Annotated in this window: 24 protein-coding genes and 1 tRNA gene; 9 read left to right on the top strand and 16 right to left on the bottom strand. The window is 62.5% G+C overall.

Annotated features, from left to right (window positions below):
- Positions 1-7: 7 nt before the first annotated feature.
- On the top strand, positions 8-1,399 hold the full coding sequence (locus KU306_RS14270) for a hypothetical protein (protein ID WP_049918786.1): 1,392 nt from the start codon (positions 8-10) through the stop codon (positions 1,397-1,399).
- A gap of 27 nt (positions 1,400-1,426) precedes the next feature.
- Here the strand turns inward: KU306_RS14270 and KU306_RS14275 are convergent, their stop codons facing one another.
- Positions 1,427-2,779, bottom strand: a complete 1,353-nt coding sequence (locus KU306_RS14275; RefSeq protein WP_007543653.1) for a class-III pyridoxal-phosphate-dependent aminotransferase — start codon at positions 2,777-2,779, stop codon at positions 1,427-1,429.
- A 220-nt stretch (positions 2,780-2,999) separates the two neighbouring features.
- Here KU306_RS14275 and KU306_RS14280 point away from each other — a divergent pair, with 220 nt between their 5' ends.
- Positions 3,000-4,274, top strand: a complete 1,275-nt coding sequence (locus KU306_RS14280) for an AI-2E family transporter (protein WP_258303405.1) — start codon at positions 3,000-3,002, stop codon at positions 4,272-4,274.
- 5 nt (positions 4,275-4,279) lie between these two features.
- Here KU306_RS14280 and KU306_RS14285 read toward each other — a convergent pair whose 3' ends face one another.
- Together KU306_RS14285 and KU306_RS14290 are read right to left on the bottom strand one after the other, a co-directional pair.
- Positions 4,280-4,567 (bottom strand): PadR family transcriptional regulator, encoded by a 288-nt coding sequence (locus tag KU306_RS14285; protein ID WP_007543649.1) that lies wholly within the window; start codon positions 4,565-4,567, stop codon positions 4,280-4,282.
- Between the two features lie 670 nt (positions 4,568-5,237).
- Positions 5,238-5,384 (bottom strand): hypothetical protein, encoded by a 147-nt coding sequence (locus KU306_RS14290; protein WP_007543647.1) that lies wholly within the window; start codon positions 5,382-5,384, stop codon positions 5,238-5,240.
- Positions 5,385-5,543: 159 nt separating this feature from the next.
- Here KU306_RS14290 and KU306_RS14295 point away from each other — a divergent pair, with 159 nt between their 5' ends.
- The 3 genes from KU306_RS14295 to KU306_RS14305 all read left to right on the top strand — a co-directional run bounded on the left by KU306_RS14295 (position 5,544) and on the right by KU306_RS14305 (position 6,824).
- Positions 5,544-5,765 (top strand): hypothetical protein, encoded by a 222-nt coding sequence (locus KU306_RS14295; RefSeq protein ID WP_258302335.1) that lies wholly within the window; start codon positions 5,544-5,546, stop codon positions 5,763-5,765.
- Positions 5,766-5,806: 41 nt separating this feature from the next.
- A complete protein-coding gene (locus tag KU306_RS14300) occupies positions 5,807-6,517 on the top strand; it encodes a TFIIB-type zinc ribbon-containing protein (RefSeq protein ID WP_170836925.1) in 711 nt (236 codons plus the stop codon).
- A 73-nt stretch (positions 6,518-6,590) separates the two neighbouring features.
- Positions 6,591-6,824: a DUF7385 family protein gene (locus tag KU306_RS14305; protein ID WP_258302336.1), complete on the top strand. Its 234-nt coding sequence runs from the start codon at positions 6,591-6,593 to the stop codon at positions 6,822-6,824.
- A 22-nt stretch (positions 6,825-6,846) separates the two neighbouring features.
- Here KU306_RS14305 and KU306_RS14310 read toward each other — a convergent pair whose 3' ends face one another.
- The 6 genes from KU306_RS14310 to glyA all read right to left on the bottom strand — a co-directional run bounded on the left by KU306_RS14310 (position 6,847) and on the right by glyA (position 11,186).
- Positions 6,847-7,341, bottom strand: coding sequence for an NUDIX domain-containing protein (locus KU306_RS14310; RefSeq protein WP_309138736.1), 495 nt, complete (start codon positions 7,339-7,341; stop codon positions 6,847-6,849).
- Positions 7,342-7,359: 18 nt separating this feature from the next.
- Positions 7,360-8,253 carry a bifunctional methylenetetrahydrofolate dehydrogenase/methenyltetrahydrofolate cyclohydrolase FolD gene (gene folD, locus KU306_RS14315; RefSeq protein WP_007543640.1) on the bottom strand — a complete coding sequence of 298 codons (894 nt, stop codon included), beginning with the start codon at positions 8,251-8,253 and terminating at the stop codon, positions 7,360-7,362.
- 105 nt (positions 8,254-8,358) lie between these two features.
- Positions 8,359-8,934: a VIT1/CCC1 transporter family protein gene (locus tag KU306_RS14320; protein WP_007543639.1), complete on the bottom strand. Its 576-nt coding sequence runs from the start codon at positions 8,932-8,934 to the stop codon at positions 8,359-8,361.
- The gene (locus KU306_RS14325) at positions 8,931-9,230 is read right to left on the bottom strand and encodes a DUF211 domain-containing protein (protein WP_007543638.1); all 300 of its coding nucleotides are present in this window, start codon (positions 9,228-9,230) and stop codon (positions 8,931-8,933) included. Before KU306_RS14325 ends, KU306_RS14320 begins: the two co-directional genes overlap by 4 nt.
- Before the next feature lie 61 nt (positions 9,231-9,291).
- Positions 9,292-9,831 (bottom strand): hypothetical protein, encoded by a 540-nt coding sequence (locus KU306_RS14330; RefSeq protein WP_049918785.1) that lies wholly within the window; start codon positions 9,829-9,831, stop codon positions 9,292-9,294.
- A 107-nt stretch (positions 9,832-9,938) separates the two neighbouring features.
- Positions 9,939-11,186, bottom strand: a complete 1,248-nt coding sequence (gene glyA, locus KU306_RS14335; RefSeq protein WP_258302337.1) for a serine hydroxymethyltransferase — start codon at positions 11,184-11,186, stop codon at positions 9,939-9,941.
- Between the two features lie 380 nt (positions 11,187-11,566).
- Between glyA and tbsP the strand changes: the two genes are divergently transcribed.
- Together tbsP and KU306_RS14345 are read left to right on the top strand one after the other, a co-directional pair.
- Positions 11,567-12,397, top strand: coding sequence for a transcriptional regulator TbsP (tbsP, locus tag KU306_RS14340; protein ID WP_007543635.1), 831 nt, complete (start codon positions 11,567-11,569; stop codon positions 12,395-12,397).
- A 51-nt stretch (positions 12,398-12,448) separates the two neighbouring features.
- The gene (locus KU306_RS14345; RefSeq protein WP_258302338.1) at positions 12,449-14,137 is read left to right on the top strand and encodes a YcaO-like family protein; all 1,689 of its coding nucleotides are present in this window, start codon (positions 12,449-12,451) and stop codon (positions 14,135-14,137) included.
- Positions 14,138-14,333: 196 nt separating this feature from the next.
- Here KU306_RS14345 and KU306_RS14350 read toward each other — a convergent pair whose 3' ends face one another.
- The 3 genes from KU306_RS14350 to KU306_RS14360 form a co-directional block, all read right to left on the bottom strand.
- The gene (locus KU306_RS14350) at positions 14,334-15,473 is read right to left on the bottom strand and encodes a DUF63 family protein (protein ID WP_007543631.1); all 1,140 of its coding nucleotides are present in this window, start codon (positions 15,471-15,473) and stop codon (positions 14,334-14,336) included.
- An 84-nt stretch (positions 15,474-15,557) separates the two neighbouring features.
- Entirely contained in the window at positions 15,558-16,028 is a 471-nt protein-coding gene (locus KU306_RS14355) for an Lrp/AsnC family transcriptional regulator (protein WP_007543630.1), read from the bottom strand.
- Positions 16,029-16,109: 81 nt separating this feature from the next.
- Entirely contained in the window at positions 16,110-16,904 is a 795-nt protein-coding gene (locus tag KU306_RS14360; RefSeq protein WP_258302339.1) for an inositol monophosphatase family protein, read from the bottom strand.
- Positions 16,905-17,070: 166 nt separating this feature from the next.
- On the opposite strand from KU306_RS14360, the gene KU306_RS14365 reads away from it, so the two are divergent.
- Positions 17,071-17,355 carry a DUF8101 family protein gene (locus KU306_RS14365; RefSeq protein WP_007543626.1) on the top strand — a complete coding sequence of 95 codons (285 nt, stop codon included), beginning with the start codon at positions 17,071-17,073 and terminating at the stop codon, positions 17,353-17,355.
- Positions 17,356-17,490: 135 nt separating this feature from the next.
- Here KU306_RS14365 and KU306_RS14370 read toward each other — a convergent pair whose 3' ends face one another.
- The 4 genes from KU306_RS14370 to KU306_RS14385 all read right to left on the bottom strand — a co-directional run bounded on the left by KU306_RS14370 (position 17,491) and on the right by KU306_RS14385 (position 19,218).
- Positions 17,491-17,646 (bottom strand): hypothetical protein, encoded by a 156-nt coding sequence (locus KU306_RS14370; protein WP_007543624.1) that lies wholly within the window; start codon positions 17,644-17,646, stop codon positions 17,491-17,493.
- Positions 17,647-18,120: 474 nt separating this feature from the next.
- Positions 18,121-18,204: transfer RNA gene (locus KU306_RS14375), tRNA-Leu, on the bottom strand.
- A 45-nt stretch (positions 18,205-18,249) separates the two neighbouring features.
- Entirely contained in the window at positions 18,250-18,909 is a 660-nt protein-coding gene (locus KU306_RS14380) for a high-affinity nickel-transporter protein (RefSeq protein ID WP_258302340.1), read from the bottom strand.
- A 129-nt stretch (positions 18,910-19,038) separates the two neighbouring features.
- Positions 19,039-19,218 carry a hypothetical protein gene (locus tag KU306_RS14385; RefSeq protein ID WP_049918784.1) on the bottom strand — a complete coding sequence of 60 codons (180 nt, stop codon included), beginning with the start codon at positions 19,216-19,218 and terminating at the stop codon, positions 19,039-19,041.
- Positions 19,219-19,308: 90 nt separating this feature from the next.
- Here KU306_RS14385 and KU306_RS14390 point away from each other — a divergent pair, with 90 nt between their 5' ends.
- The gene (locus KU306_RS14390) at positions 19,309-19,794 is read left to right on the top strand and encodes a DUF309 domain-containing protein (RefSeq protein ID WP_007543618.1); all 486 of its coding nucleotides are present in this window, start codon (positions 19,309-19,311) and stop codon (positions 19,792-19,794) included.
- Positions 19,795-19,891: the final 97 nt, after the last annotated feature.

Raw genomic sequence — 19,891 nt, forward strand, 5'->3', positions numbered from 1 at the left:
CCGGCGTATGTCCCCCGACGGTTCGCCCTCCACTCCCTCCGACAGTCCTTCCCCTTCCACTCCCTCTGACGACCCTTCTCCTTCCGACGACCCACCATCACTCCTTTCGCGCCGACAACTCCTCGGCCTTCTCGGTGGCGGGAGTGCGGCAGTCGCTGGCGTAAGTTGGTTCGCCCCCTCGTGGCTTCCAGACCCCGTAACGGACACGCTGACCACGCTGTACCCGGACCCATCGAGTAACTACGTCTGGCGGCCGCCCGTCAGTGACGACCACGCCGACGAGGCGGTGGCGACGCTGGAGGAGGCAGTCGAACAGGCGAACGAGTTGCGCTCGCGTATCGACGTCGACTCGGTCCACGAGGACCTCAAATTCTACCTCCGTGCCGACCCCGCAGGTGGGCATCTCGAATCCGCAAAGAGCGACCACAATAACCGAGACAAACTCCACCACGCGACGACAGGCATCCAGTACACGGGCGAGTCAATCGGTGCCGCGAAGGTCGTCCTCGACGAGACTGACTCCCAAGCAGTCGTCCAGCGCGGCCGCGACCTCCGACACGCAACAGACGACGTCGCCGATTCAATCTCCGAGTACCGCGTCTCCGATGCGGGCCGTGACCTCGGATACCTCTACGCAATCGAGCGACGACTCATGTTCGCCCGGTTGAACTCGCATCGGAGCGGCATCTTCGCCGGCGGCGCGGCCGACGCCGACGAATACGACGCCCACGACATCGCAGACACGTGGGGTTCGCACCTCCAAGCGAAGCAGCACATCCGAACTGCCCGGCACTTCCGAGAGCAGTACCAATCGAACCTCGGAAACAACCCCGCGTCGCATCGGAGTCGCATCCAAAGCTCCCTCGACGACTTCCGTGCCGAAATCGAAGAGTACCCGACGCGCGGAGAGATGCGCACGACCGTCGAAGCGGAACTCGATGACGAGGACCGAACCCCCTACGGCGTGGCCAGATGGGAGTTGTTCATGCTCTGTTTCGACAACGACTTCCGCGTGTTCGAGAACAGTCTCGACCGCGACTTGCTCGTGCTTCGAGTCGTCGACACCGGTCGCGCGCTCCTCGAACGACGCGCATACGACTTCGCACTCTCGGAACTCGACGTGGAACCGGGCGACACCGACTACGACTCCAGTCGGTCGTTCCGCGCGAAACGCCGGGCGATGCGTCAGTTCCGAACGACCAAAGACGAGTACGATTCGAACTTCGCGGGCGTCGTGGCGAGCGAGGCGGCGAGCCTCATTCGCGGCGGCGACGTCGGCCTCGAAATGGGTGACGGGCCAATGTGGCGGGAGCGCGTCGATTCGTCTGTGTACTCACTCGTCGCCGAAGGGATGCTCCGCAATCTCGGCGACGTGGTCGAGCCACTCGAACAGGGCTGAAAAAGCGTCGAAAAAACGGGCGTCGGCTTACGACACGTCCTCGATAGCGTCGAGGAGCATGTTCGCACCGATGTCGATTTCGCGCTCAGTCACGTCGAGCGGCGGGAGGATACGGAGAACGTCGTAGCCACAGGCGAGCGTCAGGAGTCCGCGCTTGAGGGCGGCTTCCTGCACGTCGTCGCGGCGCTCTTTGGTGTCGAACTCGACGGCAAGGAGGAGACCCTTGCCGCGCACGTCGGTGACGGTTTCGGGGGCGTCGTCTCGAATCGTCTCTTTGAACTGGCGGCCGCGGACGACGGCGTTGTCCAGCAGGTCGTAGTCCTCGATTGCTTCGAGCGTGAACACACCCTGCATCGACGAGAGGATGTCACCCGCGCCCCACGTCGAGGAGAGGCGACTCTTTTCGGACGGGAAGACGTCCGAGTTCGAGATTGTCGCGCCCACGCGGAGGCCCTTCGCGCCGGTGATGACGTCGGGTTCCATCGGGTAGTGGTCCGACCCCCACATCTCGCCGGTGCGGCCCACGCCGGTCTGAATCTCGTCGGCGATGAGCGTCAGGTCGTAGTCGTCGACGACCGCGGCGAGTTCGTCGGCGAACCTGTCGGAGGGGAAGCGGTAGCCGCCTTCGCCCTGAATCGGTTCGACGATGATGTAGGAGACTTCGTCGGCATCGACGTTGCCTTTCTTGGGGTGGAGTTTCTTTCGAAGGGCCGACATCGTCGATTCGGGGTCGGGGAAGAAGCCACACGTACACGTTCCGTCGCCGCACGACTGGTCGTCACAGAACGGCACGTCGAAGACGCCCGAAATCTCGGGGTAATCGCGGCGGTAGACGGACTTCGAGCGGTTGAGCGAGAGCGCGCCGAGCGTCCGACCGTGGAAAGCACCATCGAAGGTGATGCCGTACTTCTGGCCGCCGGAGTTGTCGTAGCAAATCTTGATGGCGTTCTCGACGGCCTCCGCGCCGGAGTTCGAGAGGAAAACCGTATCCATCCCGTAGTGGCTCGTGACGTCCGTCAGTTTGTCCATCAGTGCGGCGGGGCCGGGGATGTCTTCCTCGCCGGGGTCCGACCCGTCGCTGACGTAGAAGTCCTGGCCAGCGATTTTGATTGGGTCGACGAGGTCGAACTCCTCCATGCGGTCCATAATCTTCGGGTTGTTGTACCCGAGAGGCGCGGCGGCAACGTGACTAGTGAAATCGAGGAGGACGTTCCCATCGACGTCGGTACAAAACGGCCCTTCGGCCTCGGAAGTGATGTCCCAGACGAAGTCGTAGACGTACGTACTCGGTGCAGCATTCGATTGGTGGTAGTCGGCCCACTCTCGGGCGCGTTTGCCCGGCATCGACTCGACGTGTGGTTCCACCGTCTCTCGATCCATGCGCCTCGGTACGAACACCCATGTGTTAAGATATTCGTTATCAATAGGGCAAAATCAGCGACAGGGCGTCGCCGTCGGTTGGTTTCAAGATGGGGTCTCTCGGCGCATGCGACCGAGAAGACCTAACTACCAAACTACGTGTCGGGCGCACGATAGGCTTTTGGCCGTTCCGTGTTCGTGATTGGGTATGGCTCTCCGTGACATCGAACGTTCCCGCGTGATGTGGTGGGTTCTTGCCCTCCTCCTCGCCGGTGCGCTCACCTACGTCGCCTACTCGTTCGTGGGAACGTTCGTCTTTGGACTCTTCATCTACTACGCGACGCGTCCCATCTATCGCCGGATTCGTCGCCGTGTCGGGCCGCCGAGTCTCGCGGCGGCAGTCGCACTGTTCGCACTCGCGCTCCCTGCGTTGGGGCTCGTCGTCTACGCGGCGACGATTGCGCTTCGCGAGTTCCTGAAGTTCGCCGACCAGGTCGCGACCGACGACATCGGATTCGACCCCGCGGCGTACGGTATCGACCCGAAACTGCTCGAAAGCATCGCCAGTCCGCAGGCGCTTTTGGAGTACGAATTCGAATCGCTTCTCACGCCCGAGGCGGCCCTCTCGGTCTTTGACTCGCTCAGTGTCGCTGCCAACACGTTCGCGTTCCTCGGCGTCGGCGCGATTCACCTCTTTGTCATGATTGCGCTCGCGTTCTACCTCCTCCGCGACGACCACAAACTCAGTCGCTGGGGACGGTCGATGTTCGGTGACGACAGCGGTATTCTCGAAGCGTACGTGCGTGCGGTCGACCGAGACTTCAACAATATCTTCTTCGGAAACATCCTCAACGCGGTGCTCACCGGAACTATCGGTGTCATCGCCTACTCGTTGCTGAACGTCGCCGCACCGGCAGGCGTCAACATCCCAACGCCAGCACTCGTGGGATTGCTCGCGGGCGTCGCCAGTCTCATTCCCGTCGTCGGGATGAAACTCGTCTACATCCCAGTTGCGGGGTATATGGGACTGCAGTCCGCACTCGTCAACCCGCCGGGACTCTGGTTCGTGGTCCTCTTTGCAGCCGTCTCGTTCGTCATCGTGGATACGATTCCGGACCTCGTTCTCAGGCCGTACGTCTCGGGGCGGAGTCTCCACGTCGGGGCCGTCATGATTGCGTACACGTTCGGCCCACTGCTGTTCGGCTGGTACGGCATCTTCCTCATGCCGATGATACTCGTGTTGCTCGTGAACTTCAGCCGTCTCGTGCTGCCCGAACTGCTCGCCGGCAAGCCGATTCGGCCGTACATGGTCGACCCCGCGTACCTCGTCGAGTCACAGACAGTCGAACCAGTTGCCGGCGACGATGCTGCCGGCGACGACGCTGACGATGTGACAGAGACAGAACGTGAAAACGTCGATGAAACGCCTGTAGACGTCGCAGACTCGCGCCGCAACGACGACGGGCGACCGAGTCGGGACTCTCGGTCCCCGTCAGACACGAGCCTCGACGGCTGACGGCCTCAGGCCTCGAAGTCTTCCGGGATGTAGTCGGCTTCCCACTCGCTGCGGGCCTGTATCTCGCGACGACCGCGACGGGTGAGTGTGTAGTAGTTCGTTCGGCGGTCGATCTGTCCTTTGTCTACGAGGCCCTTCTCGACGAGCGTGTCGAGGTTGGGGTAGAGACGACCGTGGTGAATCTCTTTCTCGTAGTACGCTTCGAGTTCTTCTTTTATGGCGAGGCCGTGAGGCTCTTCGAGACCCGCGATGACGTATAGCAGGTCGCGCTGGAATCCTGTCAGGTCGTACATCGGTAAATTCGAGATGTATGTTACTGTCTGATTCAAATAAGCATGTCGGCATTGACTCGGAATTGGCGGGATATGCGGCCAGATTCACCGGAATCAAACTGATTGACTAGTGTTATTGAATTTACTAGTTCGCAGCTGTCGTCTTCTCGTCAGTCGGATATGTTCACGTTCGGATGACTTTGAGATTCGCAAGCATAGTCCTTCGATTGCTGGCGACCGCGAGCGAGAGGGTGGGGTCGATTTCAGTACTGCCGGGTAGTAGTTCCAGTCACTGTCGGGTCGTAGTCCCAGCCACTGTCGGCACTCACGGAGCCGAGTGCAAGCCACGACTCAGACTGACTCGTGAATACCGACTTCGAGCGACTGCTCTGTCGACCAGTGGGCGCGACGAGCGTCCCCGTGAGTCGTCGTGTCGTGTGTTCGTACTACAATACCAGTAGCTCGAAACAGAATGAGTTCGTCTAGAAGGAAAGCACGCCGTGCCGAAAACCGGCACGGCGCGCCGCCCTGAATTGGTCCCCGCTGACGCTTCGGCCCTCCAAAGCGAAGCGTCACTTTCGGGTACTGTTCCGTTTTACTTAAACATAACGACGCGTGCCAGTCGATGACAACGCGACGAAACATATTCGCTCGTGGTATCTATTCTCCCGAATCACAAACTGTCAGTAATTTACATGTGCTCTTCTTCGAGGACCCATCCGAGGGCCCGTTTGTAGTGAGACATAAGCTTCCGGACTCCCTCGTGTCGCATCTCTTCGGATTCGAGTTCTTCTTTCAGAAACTCGTACTGCTCTCGGACCTCCGATTCACTTCGCATACCTCCCTCCTGGGACGCCACGTGTATGTCAGTTTCCCTCTTTTTTCACACAACTGTCGTTGCCGCTGTCCACCGGTTTTGCTCGTCTTTTCCTATGATTCAGCCACATTGGTGTAGAAATAGTAATCATTATAGATTGTCAGTTCAATAGTCAGTCGTATGCTCCTCCTCCCCGCTATCCTCCTCGGAAGCCTCCTCGGAAGCCTCCTCGGGACGGGCGGCCTTCTCGTCGCGTACGACCCGACACCGCTGTGTGACTTCCGGGACTTCGCACGTGGTCCCGAACCTCTCGACCAGCACGGACTCTTCCTCTGGCGATGTGGCGGCGTCGCGGTTGCCGCCGTCGGTCTCTGTCTTTCGACGCTCGCACTTCTCGCCTGAGTGTCGCCGTGTTTTTGCGGTCCCGGGACGAATCCAGACGCATGGAGATTCGTGGAGAGCGAGAGTGCAAATCCTGCGGCCGGCAGTGGTCGTACTTCGAAACCGGGAGCGTGTCGTGTCCGCACTGCGGGAGCATGAAAAGCGTCGGTGTCGGCGACAGAGAGCGACACACGTCGTCGGCCGCGACACTCGACTTGTCTCCGCACCGAGCCGCGGTCAGCGACACGTCGATTCGCGACGCCGCGCCGGAGTTGAAAGCCGACCTTCGAGACTACATCCGCCAAGTTGGCTTCATTCACGGCGGAGAACTGCGTCCGTTAGACGACGAAACGCTCGTCGCGTACGAACTCCTCCACGCTGTCGACGTGGTCGCCCGGTCGAACCGACCGACCGACGACGAACAGTTGTACGTGCTCGACTTACTCCGCGGAGTCGACACGGGCGACCGCCCGGCTCCCGGTGAGGTTCCCGACTCGCTGGCCGACGCCCGGGGACTCGCGTACGCCGACGCCGTCGACGACTACCGCCGCGACCTCTCGGTGTGGTTAGACGACCACCCGAACCCCGAGGTTCGAACGACGCTCGGCACGCTCTCGAACTACGTCAAGCGAGCGGAGGCGCTCGACGGCGCGATGCCACTCGACGAGTCTGAGACACTGGTGCTCGCGACTCGCGACATCTACACGAGCATCGTCGACGACGACCTCGACGCACTGGCCTCGGCCCGCGACCGACTCGCGTCGCTTCTCTGACGGCCAGAGTGCACCGCTTTTCACGCGCTTAGGTCACCGAACGTTTTTGCCACCGGCCGACCCTCTCCCGACGATGACTGCCGGATTCGACATCCACGAGGTTCGGCACCGCGTGAAGATGCTCCGCGACACCGGAGACACGATGCTCGTCGAGAACCGCGACGGCGTCGCCTGCCCGGCGTGTGGTGACGCGTTCTCCCGACTACTCATCTCCGAACAACCGGCGCACAGCTTCGACCCCGACCCGGGAACGAGGCTCTGTGTCCGGCGCGAGGACGGGCGACTGCTCGTCTCGACACACGAGTGAGAGGCGAAAAGACAGTCTATACTCAGCCGTCTCGGAGAAACGAAAGCAGCCCGCGGTCGAGCGTGTCCTCGGGGAGTGTCTCGAACCACGACACGTCGGTTATCGACTCGTCTTCGAGCCCCGGGTCGTCGGTGAGGGTTCCCGTGACAGTCGCGTCGTAGATTGCGAACTGGAAGCTCACCACGTCGCCGTCGTAGCAAAGTTGCTGTTCTGTCACCACCCGAAGCGACCCCACGTCCGCATCGAGGCCAGTCTCTTCGGCCAGCTCGCGGACGAGCGCCTCCCGTTTGCTCTCGCCGGGTTCGACACCACCGCCGGGGAGTACCCACTGGTCGTCTTGTCGGACGAGAAGTACCGACCCACGTTGCTCACAGAGTGCGCCGACACCCCATTCGAGCCCGTCGTCGATTCGTTCGCAGGCGCTCTCGAAGCCCTCGGCGTCGAGGTCGTGGCGATTTTGCCGCCGGATGACGCCGTCTTCGTCTCTCGTCCACTCACCGTCGATTTCGGTGGACACGTCTACGACTCCCGTGCGTCAGGGAAGGTCGACGTCCACGTCGGCCGATTCGGCGGCCGCCTTCACGGTGTTCCACAGGAGCATCGCGCGCGTCATCGGGCCGACGCCGCCGGGAACGGGCGTGATGGCGCTCGCCTTCTCTTTCGCGGAGTCGAAGTCGACGTCGCCGACGAGTTCGTAGCCCTTCTCGTTGTCCGCATCGACGCGGTTGACGCCCACGTCGATGACGACGACGCCTTCCGAGAGCATGTCGCCGGTGACGAGTTCGGGGACGCCCGCGGCGGCGACGACGATGTCGGCCTCGCGGGTTTTCTCGGCGAGGTCATTCGTGCGGGAGTGACAGACCGTGACCGTGGCGTTTCCGCCCTCGGCCTTCTGGATGAGTAGGTTCGCCATGGGCTTGCCGACGATGTCGGAGCGACCGACGACGACCACGTCGGCACCCTCCGTCTCCACGTCCACAGCGTCGAGGAGCTTCTGGACGCCGTGGGGTGTACAGGGCTTGAAGCGAGCGTCGCCCGCGACGAGTCGGCCGACGTTCTCGGGGTGGAACCCGTCGACGTCTTTCGCGGGGTCGATACGGCGGAGGACGGTTCGGTCGTCGACGTGGTCCGGAACGGGCATCTGGACGAGGATGCCGTGAACGTCGTCGTCTGCGTTCAAGTCGTCGACGAGCGAGTAGAGTTCGTCAGCGGGCGTGTCGGGGTCGAGTTCGTAGTCGAACGCCTCGATGCCGACTTCCTCGCAGTCGCGCTGTTTCATCGCAACGTACGTCTCGCTCGCGGGGTCCTCGCTCATCAGCACCGTGGCGAGGCCCGGGGTCACGCCGGCGTCCGCGAGGGTGTCGATGGCGTCGGTCAGGTCGGCCCGAATCTCCTCGGCGACCTCGTTGCCGTCGATGATGGTCGTCATTGATGCAGACACCGTGCCCCGCGCATTTCAAAGATTCGGAATCGTGCGTATTCTGGGTTTCAAAATAGAGTAAATATACATGTTTGTGGATTGATTAGGTGAGAATCACCCGCCGAACAACAGGTTCACGGCAGCCACGGCGACCCCGGCCAACCCCATTCGGAGACCGGCGACGTACCATCGCTGGTCGGAAATCGACCCCATGTACGCCCCGAAGGAGAAGAGAATCGCCGTGCCGAGGGTGACGGACGCGACTGTCGCGGTCAGCATCGTAAACACCGACCCGACGGCGAGAAACGGGAGCAACGGGACGAGAATGCTGATGAGGGGCCCGAGACCGCTTGCGGTAGCGTTGATGGCTCTCGCCGCCGTCTTGTCCGCTTCGACTGCCGTCCCGCTGAGGTCGGTCAGCATCGCGTCTTCGATGCGTCCGAGTTCGGCTAACTTCTCGGCGCGCTCTATCTCCCAGACGCTCCAGACGCCGGATGTCGTGAGACCGACGGCGGCACCGAGGCCGATTTTGACGACGGTCGTCCCGTCCGAGACGCCGGTGAGAAACGCACCGATGACGAGACCGATGCACGTCAAGGCACCGTCGAAGCCGTTCGAGACGAGATACCGTCGAGAGATTGCCTTGACGCGCTCTTGTCGAAGCAAAACGACGAGTCGGCGTGGCGTCACGGCGGCAACCAGTCCTGGGGTTGGTCGCGCGGTTCGACCATCTCCTCGCCGGCGACGACCTCGTCGATAGAGTGGACTGTCCCGCCGAGACTCTCGATTCGGTGTTCGACCTCGTCGGCGTCGATAGCCTCTCCCTCGACGACGAGCCTGATGTTCTGTACCTCACGGTCGGTTTCCAGAAGTGACGCGTTCACACCGACGACGCCCGAGGCGGACGAGACTTGTCGGGCGAACTCGACCGTCGATGGCGAGTGCGGTTTCAACACGTCGAGGACGAGACGGCGAATCGGTGCCATAGCGTGGCGAGAGTACGCTCCGGCGAGTAATAGTGTTATTCAGCGGAGGCTTTCGCCCAGCTCAGCACTCGACCCCCTCGAACGAACTCGGCTCTGAGCCTTGTCGCTCTGCCCGCACTGCGCCCGTTTCGAGGTTCACGAGCATCGCCTGCCCGCCGTAGCCGTGGGTCTGGTCGTGTCCCCGGACGACGACGCACGTCGTTCCCTCGGGAATCGAAATCGTCTCCGAGCGCGTGAACTCGCGCGTACTGTGGGCGTGCAGGAGCGTTCGCCGCCCGAGTTCGGCCCCATCGAGTGTCTCGACAGCCCACCAGTTCGCGTAGCCATCCTCCCCATCATCGTCGTGCAGGAGCGTCACCGAGAAGCGATAGTCGCCGCCCGTCCGCTCGAATTCGACGCCCATCACGTTGGCCTCGCGGAGGTCGAGGTCGTCGGCGTCGGTGTCTGCTTGTCCTCCGCCGGTGTCTGTGCGCCCGCCGTCTGTGACTGCTGTCGTGGTTTCGTCGGTCATGGTCCCGTCCCCGCCCCCACTTGGCGACACACACCCACCCAACGCGGCGAGGGAACCAGCGAGCGCGCTGAGGAGTATGCGTCTGCGCATTGGGTACTGGACGTACGCACCACCGACTGAAAAAGACGGGTCGGTGAGTCGAGACGGACGCACGACTCGTCGGGGTGTGAAAAAGAATCGAGAATGGAGACCGGCGCTTACTCGTACAGCGGGTGGTCGTCGCAGAGTTCCTGCACGCGCTCGGTGACTTCTGCGAGCACGTCCTCGTCGTCGTGGTTGTTGACGACCTTCACGATGAGTTCGCCGACTTCGCGGGTCTCTTCTTCGCCGAAGCCGCGGGTCGTGAGACCGGGCGTACCGGCGCGGATGCCACTCGGGTTGAACGCCGAGCGCGTCTCGCCGGGGACGGTGTTCGCGTTGAGGACGATGCCCGTCGAGTCCAGCGCGTCTTCGGCGTCGCCGCCGGTGAGGTCCGGGTGGGAGTCACGCAGGTCGACGAGGACGAGGTGCGTATCGGTGCCGCCGGAGACGACGGTGAGACCGTGGTCCTGGAACGTCTCAGCGAGGACCTTCGCGTTGTCGACGACCTGTTGGGCGTACTCCTCGAACTCGGGCTGGAGTGCCTCTTCGAAGCCGACGGCCTTGCCGGCGATGTTGTGCATGAGGGGGCCGCCCTGACCGCCGGGGAAGACGGCGGAGTCGATGTCGGAAGCGTACTCTTCTTTGCACATGATGATACCACCGCGACCGGCGCGGATGGTCTTGTGTGTCGAACCGGTGACGAAGTCGGCGATGCCGACCGGCGACGGGTGGACGCCCGCGGCGACGAGGCCCGTGATGTGGGCGATGTCGGCGAGGTGCAGCGCGTCGACGGAGTCGGCGACGTCCTGAATCGTCTCCCACTCGACGGCGCGCGGGTACGCGGAGTAGCCGGAGACGATGATGTCGGGTTCGAACTCCTCGGCCTTCTCAGCCAGTTGGTCGTAGTCGATGTAACCCGTCTCGGCGTCGACTTCGTACTGCTCGACGTCGTAGAGCTTCCCGGTGAAGTTCGCGGGATGGCCGTGGCTCAGGTGGCCGCCGTGGGTCAAGTCGAGCGAGAGAATCTTGTCGCCCGGTTCGAGCATGGCGAGGTAGACGCCCATGTTCGCCTGCGTACCGGAGTGCGGCTGGACGTTGACGTGTTCTGCGCCCCAAAGCTCTGTGGCGCGCTCGATAGCGAGGTTCTCGACCTCGTCGGCGTACTCACAGCCGGCGTAGTAGCGCTTGCCGGGATAGCCTTCTGCGTACTTGTTCGTCAGGGCACTCCCCTGCGCTTCGAGGACCGCTTTGCTGACGTGGTTCTCGGACGCAATCATCGCGAGCGTGTCGCGTTGGCGTTCGACCTCGCCTTCGAGGGCATCTGCCACTGCGGGGTCGACGTCGCGGACGTGGCTGTAGTCCATGTTGTAGTATCAATCACAATCAGCGCATAAATGTGTCCTCTTTGGCCACGCTTTCCGGTGTTGTATTACATGTATGTGCATAGATTGGGTGGTAAAACCGTGTCACTCATGCACGAACAAGTCGAAGGCACTCGGTCCACTTTTCGGTCCGAGGGGCCGTTCGAGGGGAGCGCGACGTTCCGCTATTCGGTCTCCTTTTGTGGCCTAATCCGCTGCGTTCACCTTCCCGGACGGTGGTTTTCGCCCTTCTAATCAGACGTAAAATTTCTGAATCGGTTTGCTCAATTCTCCCAAGAGATAGTTGTTACAATGCGATAACTGAGACGTTCCGATAGCACGGTTACGTTAATATTAAATATATTACTCGCGATATTGAGTATATGGCTATTCGTTCTAATCTGCTCGCAGAGGGAGTAGAGGATATCATATCCTCTGTCCTCTCTTCGACGGCAGACGAGGTCCTCGTGGTAAACCCAACCGCCGAGGTTATCGAAGGGCTCGTCACCGTGGCGACGAGTCTCGAAGACGGCGACCACCCGACGATTCGACTCGTCGCAGACGAACCCGTCCTGAAAGACGTCATGGACGACTTCATCGTCGCGTCGAACGCTGCCGACCTCATCGTCGCGGAGACGCTCTCGCTTCGGACCGCACAGGACGACGTCGAAAACACGCTGTTCGTCACGCCGAACTCCGTCGTCGCGCTCGTCGGCGCGGGCGGGAAGGTCGCCGGACTCGTCACCGACGACGAAGCGTTCGTCGAGACGGCGTTCGAGGCGCACCAGGAACGCTGGGAGGACGCCCCGGAATTCAAGCTTCGGACGCCGGCGCTCTCGCGTGTCCGCGAGACTCTCGCCGAAGACATCAACGAAGAGACGCTGACCGACTTCGACGCCGTGCTCGGTTCGCTGTCGTCGGCCCGCGGCGACGGCGACGGCCTCGACGAAGTGACTATCTCGCTTCTCGTCGCCGCCCGCAACAACGTCCTGCTCTACGACATCTCGAAGTGGGGCGAAGACGTCGGCATCGCGAGCAAGGCGACGTTCTCTCGTACGAAGACCAAACTCGAAGACACCGGTCTCATCGACACCGAGAAGGTCCCCATCGACGTGGGTCGTCCGCGCCTGCGCCTGAAACTCGGCGACGACCGACTCGCCGACGCGGAAAACGACGAACTCGCTGGCATCGCACAGGAACTGCTCGAAGCCTAATCGGCTGCCGAGACCCGCCGCTTTTTCTCCTCGCCGTCCCTCGTCGCGGGCATGAACATCGGACTCGTCGGGAGCGGTCCCGCCGCCGAGTCGATTCGCGCCGCGTGTGCCGACATCGATGCGTCGGTCACCGAGACAGACGCAGATGCGCTCGACGATTTCGACCTCGGCTTCGTCGTCGCGCCGACTGGCCACGACGCGTTTGCTGCGGCAGACGCGACCGCAGAGCGATGGTTGGCAGTCGAAGTCGGTGGCGTCGGTGGGCACGCAGTCCCCGAACTCGACGCTGCGGTGTCGGCATTCGACCCCACCAGTGGCGGATTCGACGACCTTCGTGTTCGCGTCGCATCGACCACCGAGTCGAGTGGCCGCCCATCGGGCGATAGAGCGGCGGTTCGCCTCGCCGGTGCTATCGCCGGGCGGCGCGGTGTGTCGCTTCTCTCGGGCGATGACATCGCGGGTACCGTGGTCGAAGTGCCCGGGCGCGAGCGCTCGTTTTTGCCCACTCCGTCTCCGACCGACCGGGACCGGACTCTCAGACGCGACTTCCGGGCGGTCGAGTTGGACGACGCGCTCTCACGGGCGGAGTTGGCCGTCGACGACAGACTCGGCATCGTCACGCAGGTCGGCGAGCGAGAGTCGTTCCCGCTTCCGTACTACGTCGCACAGACCGCCGACACGACGACCTATAGCGACACCCGTGCGGCGGAGTTCGCCGGTGGCGCTGCGGCCGGGTGGGACGAAGCGTACATGAAGGCGCTCGGCGAGGCGCTCGAACGCTACGCTGCGGGCGTCTATCGCGCGAGCGAGTTCACGGTCGCACCCGCTTCGTCACAACCGGGTGCCGTCGCACCGAGTCGCTTCGTTCGCCCCGACTCCTACCGCGACCCCGACCCAGACGAGTCGATTCAGTGGGTTGCGGGCGAGCACCTCGAAACGCGTGACCGCGTCTCGCTTCCCGCGGAGTTCGTCCACTACCCGCCGCCGACTGAGCGTCACAAGCCGTCGATTACGACGGGACTTGGACTCGGAAACTCCGGGACTGAGGCACTACTATCCGGACTGTACGAGACCATCGAGCGCGACGCGACGATGCTCGCGTGGTACTCCACGTTCGAGCCACTCGGACTCGACGTCGACGACGAGACGTTCGAGACGCTCGCTGCACGGGCGCGCTCCGAGGACCTAGACGTGACCGCACTGCTCGTGACACAGGACATAGACGTGCCTGTCGTCGCTGTTGCGGTCCACCGCGACGACGAGTGGCCGAAGTTCGCCATGGGGTCGGGTGCGAGTCTGGACCCGAACGACGCCGCGCGGTCGGCACTCGCGGAGGCCATCCAGAACTGGACCGAACTCCGTGGGATGGGTCCCGAGCAGGCGGCGAAGCAGGGCGGCGCAATCGGAACCTACGCCGACTTCCCAGAGCCTGCACAGGACTTCGTCTCGCCGGACGCGACGATTCCCGCGTCGTCGGTGGGTCCAGATGCAGTTCCAACAGGAGAAGACGAACTCGACGCCGTCGTCGAATGCGTGACCGACGCCGGTCTCGACGCCTACGCGGCACGCATCACGCCCCGAGACGTGGAGCAGTTAGGGTTCGAAGCCGCGCGGGTGCTGGTGCCGGAGGCGCAACCGCTGTTCATCGGCGAACCTTACTTCGCCGAGCGTGCGGAGTCCGTCCCGCGCGACCTCGGCTTCGAGCCACAGTTGGACCGCGAGTTCCACCCGTTCCCGTAGTCACAGTCGTCGCTGAAAAGAGGCTGACAGCCAGCACACGACTCCTCGCACGGCGGTGTGCCGGACACCCGCTGGCCGCCGCGCGGTAGTTGTCACATCGTGGGCGGTCTGGCTGCGGATTCGTATATGAACCTCAGGGACGGAAAACGAAACCCGGGGTGGCGCGTGTGGCCGAGAAAACGAGGTCTGCTGCCGCTCAGACGCCGAACGTCGCGCGGAGCATGTCACGCGTTCCGGGACCGAGACCGACCGCGAGGACGGCGATGAGCAGCAAGATTGCGTAGCGCGGACTCTCCTCGAATATCTGTTCGTCGAACACCCAGATGACCGCCGTGGCGGCGACGAGTTTGACGAGCAGGAACGGCCACGCATCCCCGGTGATGGCGAGAACTGAATCGGGAAGCGTCGAGGCGGTGATATCGACGACCGCCTGATTGACTGGGTGCTTCGGGATGAGATTGTTGCCAGCGCCGAGCGCGACCATCCAGTCGAGGCCGATAACGTTGGCGACGCCGTCGACGGCGTGGCCCCAGAGGACCATGAGCCCGATTTTTCCGGTTCCCTTGTTCACGTCGGGTGCGAAGCGCTCGATGAGCCACCACGTCGCGGCGGCGGCGACAGTCGAACCGAGGAGCATGACGACGAGCACCTGCGGGTAGAACGTCGCGCCCTGCGACCCGGTCAGGCCGGCCCACAGGAGGTACGCGAGACTGACCGCGAGCACTGCGACACCTGCACCGAACAGGGGTTTCACGTAGTCGTCGATGAGGCCCGAGCGTTCTGCGGTGACGCTACCGACGACCGCGACGAGCGTGATTGCGAAGACGGTCACGTAGATGACCGGGCTGATGATGAGCGTGTTCACCGGGTAGGTGATGAGCGCGTCGGCTACGCCGGGGGTGTCGTTCGCGTCCTCGATGACGCGGAACGCGCCGCCGAAGAACATGAACGGGACGAGCGAGAAGAAAAATCGCGGGTCGTCGCCGATGTCCAGGCGGCGCAGGAGGAAGACGACACCCGTGAGTGCGATGATGAGCGTCACCATGTAGCCGACTTCCGAGACGAGCGTGTAGCCGGGGTACGCGACGGGTTCGGCGGCGGCCGCGCAGGCCGATGCGCTGTCGAGGTACTGTGTCACACCGCCAGCGCGGGTGGCACACACTGCCGAGTTCGCGTCTGCCTGGACTGGGCCCCAGAAGTAGTGCCAGATGAAGCCGTCGTAGACGACGCGAGGGAACGCGAGCGACCCGCCGACGAGTGCGACGAGGATGGCCACGACACCGACGCCCCAGAGGCGCTCGGGGTCGAGACCGGTTCGCTCTGCTACCGTTGCCATAGCCAAATCCCCGACGCCGGGACTGTTTAGGGTTCCGGTCTTTCGCACGCGCGGCGCACTGGCCACGGCAAACCGCTCGTGGCTTCAGTCTTCGTCGTCGGGGTCCTGAATCGGCAAGACGGGGTCGTCGTACTCGGTTCCGAGGATGACCATCGTCTGCGACCGAGAGAAGCCTTTGAGTTCTGCGACGTGGTCGAACATGAGCTCGCGAAGCGCGTCGGTATCCTCGGCGTAGATTCGGAGAATCACGTCCCACTCACCGGTCGTCAGGTGAATCTCTTGGACGCCTTCGATATCGCGGAGTTGCTGAAGCGCTTCCTTTTCGTGGCCTTGCTTGACGCGAAAGCCCACGAGCGCCGAGGTACCGAGGCCGACTTCCCGAGCGTCCACACTCGCGTGGTAGCCCTCGATGACGCCGGCGTCTTCCATCCGACCGACTCGGTCGTGGACCGTCGCGCTCGACATGTCGATTTGGCGGGCAATTTCACTGAACGGAGTTCGTGCATCCTCCATCAAGATACGGAGAATTGCCCGGTCCGTATCGTCGAGTTCCATGCCACCCCTTTCACGGGGGGTCAACTTCCCCCTTGCGGATATGATATATTAAGACGTCAACGAAATGACGATGGTCGTTCGCTACGATTCTATCTCACGTGCCGCATCGAGAAGCGTGTCGTGGATGTGGCCGTTCGACGCGACGAGTCCCTGTGAGTCGTGTCGCCACTCGTTGCCGTCGAGGTCGGTGACAGTGCCGCCAGCCATTCGGACGAGATGGACGCCGGCAACAGAGTCCCACGGGTTCGCTTGCTTGTTTGTGACGACGCCGTCGAGTGCACCGTCGGCGAGGAACGAGAGCACGACTTGCATGCTTCCGTAGCGTCGGATGTCACCGAATCGGGTGACGAGCGCCTCTGTCGCCGCCGCGTACTCGTCGCGGGCGTCGAAGTCCCACCAGAAGGTCGGACAGACAGCACACGCTTCGGGGTCGTCGCGTTGGCTCACGGAAATCTGTTGGCCGTTTCTGTAGGCACGCTCACTGTCGGCGGCGTAGAGGTCCTCCATCGCTGGCAAGAAGTTCGCCGCTGCGACCGGTTCGCCGTCCAGCGCTGCCGCGACGGACGTCGCCCAGACCGGCACGTTTCGGACGAAGTTGTTCGTCCCGTCGATGGGGTCGACAATCCACGACGCGCCGCTGTCTGGGACTTCCTTTAGCTCGTCTTCTTCCTCGCCGACGATAGCGTCGTCGGGGAACGCCCCGCGGATGCGTTCGACGACTCGTTTCTGGGCGTCTCGGTCGGCTTGGGTGACGACGTCGGTCTTTCCGTCCTTCGTCTCGACGGTGATTCCCGTACGGAACGCTCGGCGGGCGACTGCACCGCCGTCGCGTGCTGCTCGTTGTGCCCGGTCTGCGCGAGCATCGAAATCGTCCATGGGGGAGACAGTAACGGGGAGCCGCCTATATCCACCGACCGACGCCCGACTACGCTCTCCGACCCCGATGCTTGCTACTCCGGTGCCTGCTACTCCGACGCCTGCGGCCATCGAATCCGACGCAAGTCTCTCATGCTTAACAGGCTCGCCGGTCTATCTTTGCTTCGTGAGCAACACCGCTGACCTCCCAGCGTCCGTCCGAGAGCCCCTCGCGACAGCACTCCACGAGGCGCGGGACGCTGTCAGGAGTGGGGACGTCGAGACTGCGCACAACCGGCTGAATACGGTCTCACGAATCCTCCGAGCTAAGGTACCTCCGGGCTTGACCCACGACCGATTGGTCCACGGGGTTGCGGCGGTCGAACGAACCGCCGCGGAAGAACCGCTCGTGGCGTCGGAGTACCTCCGGGCGATGACGTCGATAGTCGAAACCACAGAGCAATCGTCGTAGCTACAATTCTACCGTCGCAGTCGTCACTCGGGTGCCGAAACGCTGGGTTCGGAAACACTGGGAGCCGAAACGCTCGTTGTCGTGGCCGAACACGTCGCTCGCGGTGTAGAAATCAGAGAACGCCAGAAATCGCAATTAGAACCCGGACGGAAGACGTTTTCCACAACCCTCACGGCCGTTTTCGGCTTGCGCCGACTTCCCGAACTCCGATTTCTCGTGGTCCGGTACTTGGCCTTCCTGCCACTCGCTTGCAGAGTGGGTAACGGGGCTGATTCGGTTCTTCTTCGACACTTTGACCTCGTCTTCCTATTACGAAAGACTCGGTGTTCGTGCAGATTCCATTCCTCCCCATCTTGCGATGGGTACCATCGTCGATGCCTTTCACACCGCCCGATAGATTCGGTTTGGTCATCCGGTGCGTCCTTGCGCTTCCGGCAACCCTATAGTAGGCCGAGTAACATAATGAATATTTCTGATAAACTTTGATACGTCGTGTCCGATTGAAAGTCGGTCGTGCGTGGATGTCGCTCGTTGGAGGGTATGTGGGGTGTGTATGCTGGGTCTCCTGAGGGCTCTCACCCTCGTTATGTTGGCTGATTTTCACCAGAAACGTGGTCTGTTCACACGGTGCCTCGAACACGTGGAGGGAGCGTCGCGAACGTCGGTAGAAGACCTGGAGAGGGATTTGAACCGCGGTTGCGTACGCTCCCTGATTCAAACCCTCCGGACGCACGTGACACTCGTCACGTTGTTCCTCGGGACAAGTGCGAGGGGAGGGATTTGAACCCACGGACCCCTACGGGAGCGGATCTTGAGTCCGCCGCTTTTTCCTAACTTAGCTACCCTCGCGCGTATGGACGTTGGTCCGGGTGGCCGCTAAAACGTTGCGAATCGTCAGACGACGGTTCCGACCATCTCGACGACGAGCATTCCTCCGAATAAAATACCGCCAACGCCCGCGAGACCGCGGAGAACGCGCGTTCCACCGACGTTCAGCGACCGGCCCCAAAGCGCCGAGACGACGGCCATCGTCGTCACCGTCAGGATGCTGAACGCCGCGAGGAACGCGATGGCTTGGTCGATTCCCGGTGCGGTCGAGACCATCGCGATGACGAGCGCCCCGCTCCCGGCGAACCCGTGGAGAACGCCGACTGCGAACGACTCGTCGTGGACGTGTGAGTGTTCGGCCCCGAGGGCGAACGGCCCGAACGAGAGGTGCTGGTGTGCGTCGCCTCCGTGGTCGTGTTTTCGGAGCGACGGTACGGAGACGCCTGCGGTGCGCAGGAGCATTCGCGCGCCGAGTGCGACGAGAATCACACCGACCACGGCTTCGAAAAAGTGTGTCACCGACTCGGGCAGACGAATGCCGAGTGCGACGAACGAGAGGCCGACGACGACAATCGGAATCGAGTGGCCGACGCCCCACGACGCGCCGACTAGACTCGGTTTGTTATCGCCTTCGACCATCGTCGCGACGGCAGCGAGGTGGTCTGGCTCCAGCGCGTGCCGGACGCCGATGACCCCACCAGCCACGAGTGCGGTTGTAAGTGCCATTGTCGAGTCGAGCGTGTGAGTGAGTAAATAGCCCGTGTTTACCGGCGAGAATCCGTCAGACGGCTGTTTTATCACTTGTCTGTCGAGTGTGTACTCACACAGCGAGAACGAATGCTCCCTCGTACGTGGTCAGGCGGGGTTCCACTCACACGACGCGCCGGTGGTGAGTCCCTCCTCGTCGATATACGCCGACAGACAGGCGTAGTTGCAGAACGCACCGACTTCGGTGCGCTCGTCACCGTCCAGTTCGTCGACGAACACCGGGTCGTGACGCAGTACGTCGCTCCCGCAATACATGCACGCGGCCATACGTCTATGCAGGTGCTCCTCGGCGAAAAGCCCGCCGCGGAGGGAGCCGTCACCGATGGAGTTACCGGACCACACGTCGGTAGTAACGGTATGGACGAACACACCCGCGACCCGAGTGTTGCCCCGCCGCTCGGGAACCCCACGGGGTGGAACGAAGAGATTCGGATGTGGGACCACGCGACCCTCCGCAAAGCCGTCGAACACGGTGTCAGGCTGTTCAACGCCGGCGACTTCCACGAGAGCCACGACTGCTTCGAAATCGAGTGGTACAACTACGGCGCGGGCACCACCGAAAGCGCCTTTCTTCACGGGATGGTGCAGGTCGCTGCGGGCGCGTACAAGCACTTCGACTTCGAGGACGACGCGGGGATGCGGTCGCTCTTCGGGACGTCGCTGGACTACCTTCGAGGGACGCCCAGTGACTTCTACGGCGTGGACGTAGACGACGTTCGAGAGACGCTTCGAACCGCGCTCGACGACCCAACGGTCCTCCACGGATGGCAGATTCGAATCGATGGCCAACTGGCGACTGCGTACCCGGCAGACTACGAATACGTCGAGGAACTCGACCACTGACGTGGCACCGACGTTTTACTCATTCATACTGACACTATTCGAGGAATATCCCCTGTCGCAGAATGTAAAACTCCTTTAGCCTCCGGTTCTTGAACCC

It is taken from the genome of Haloferax larsenii, assembly GCF_024730625.1.
GTDB lineage: Archaea > Halobacteriota > Halobacteria > Halobacteriales > Haloferacaceae > Haloferax > Haloferax larsenii.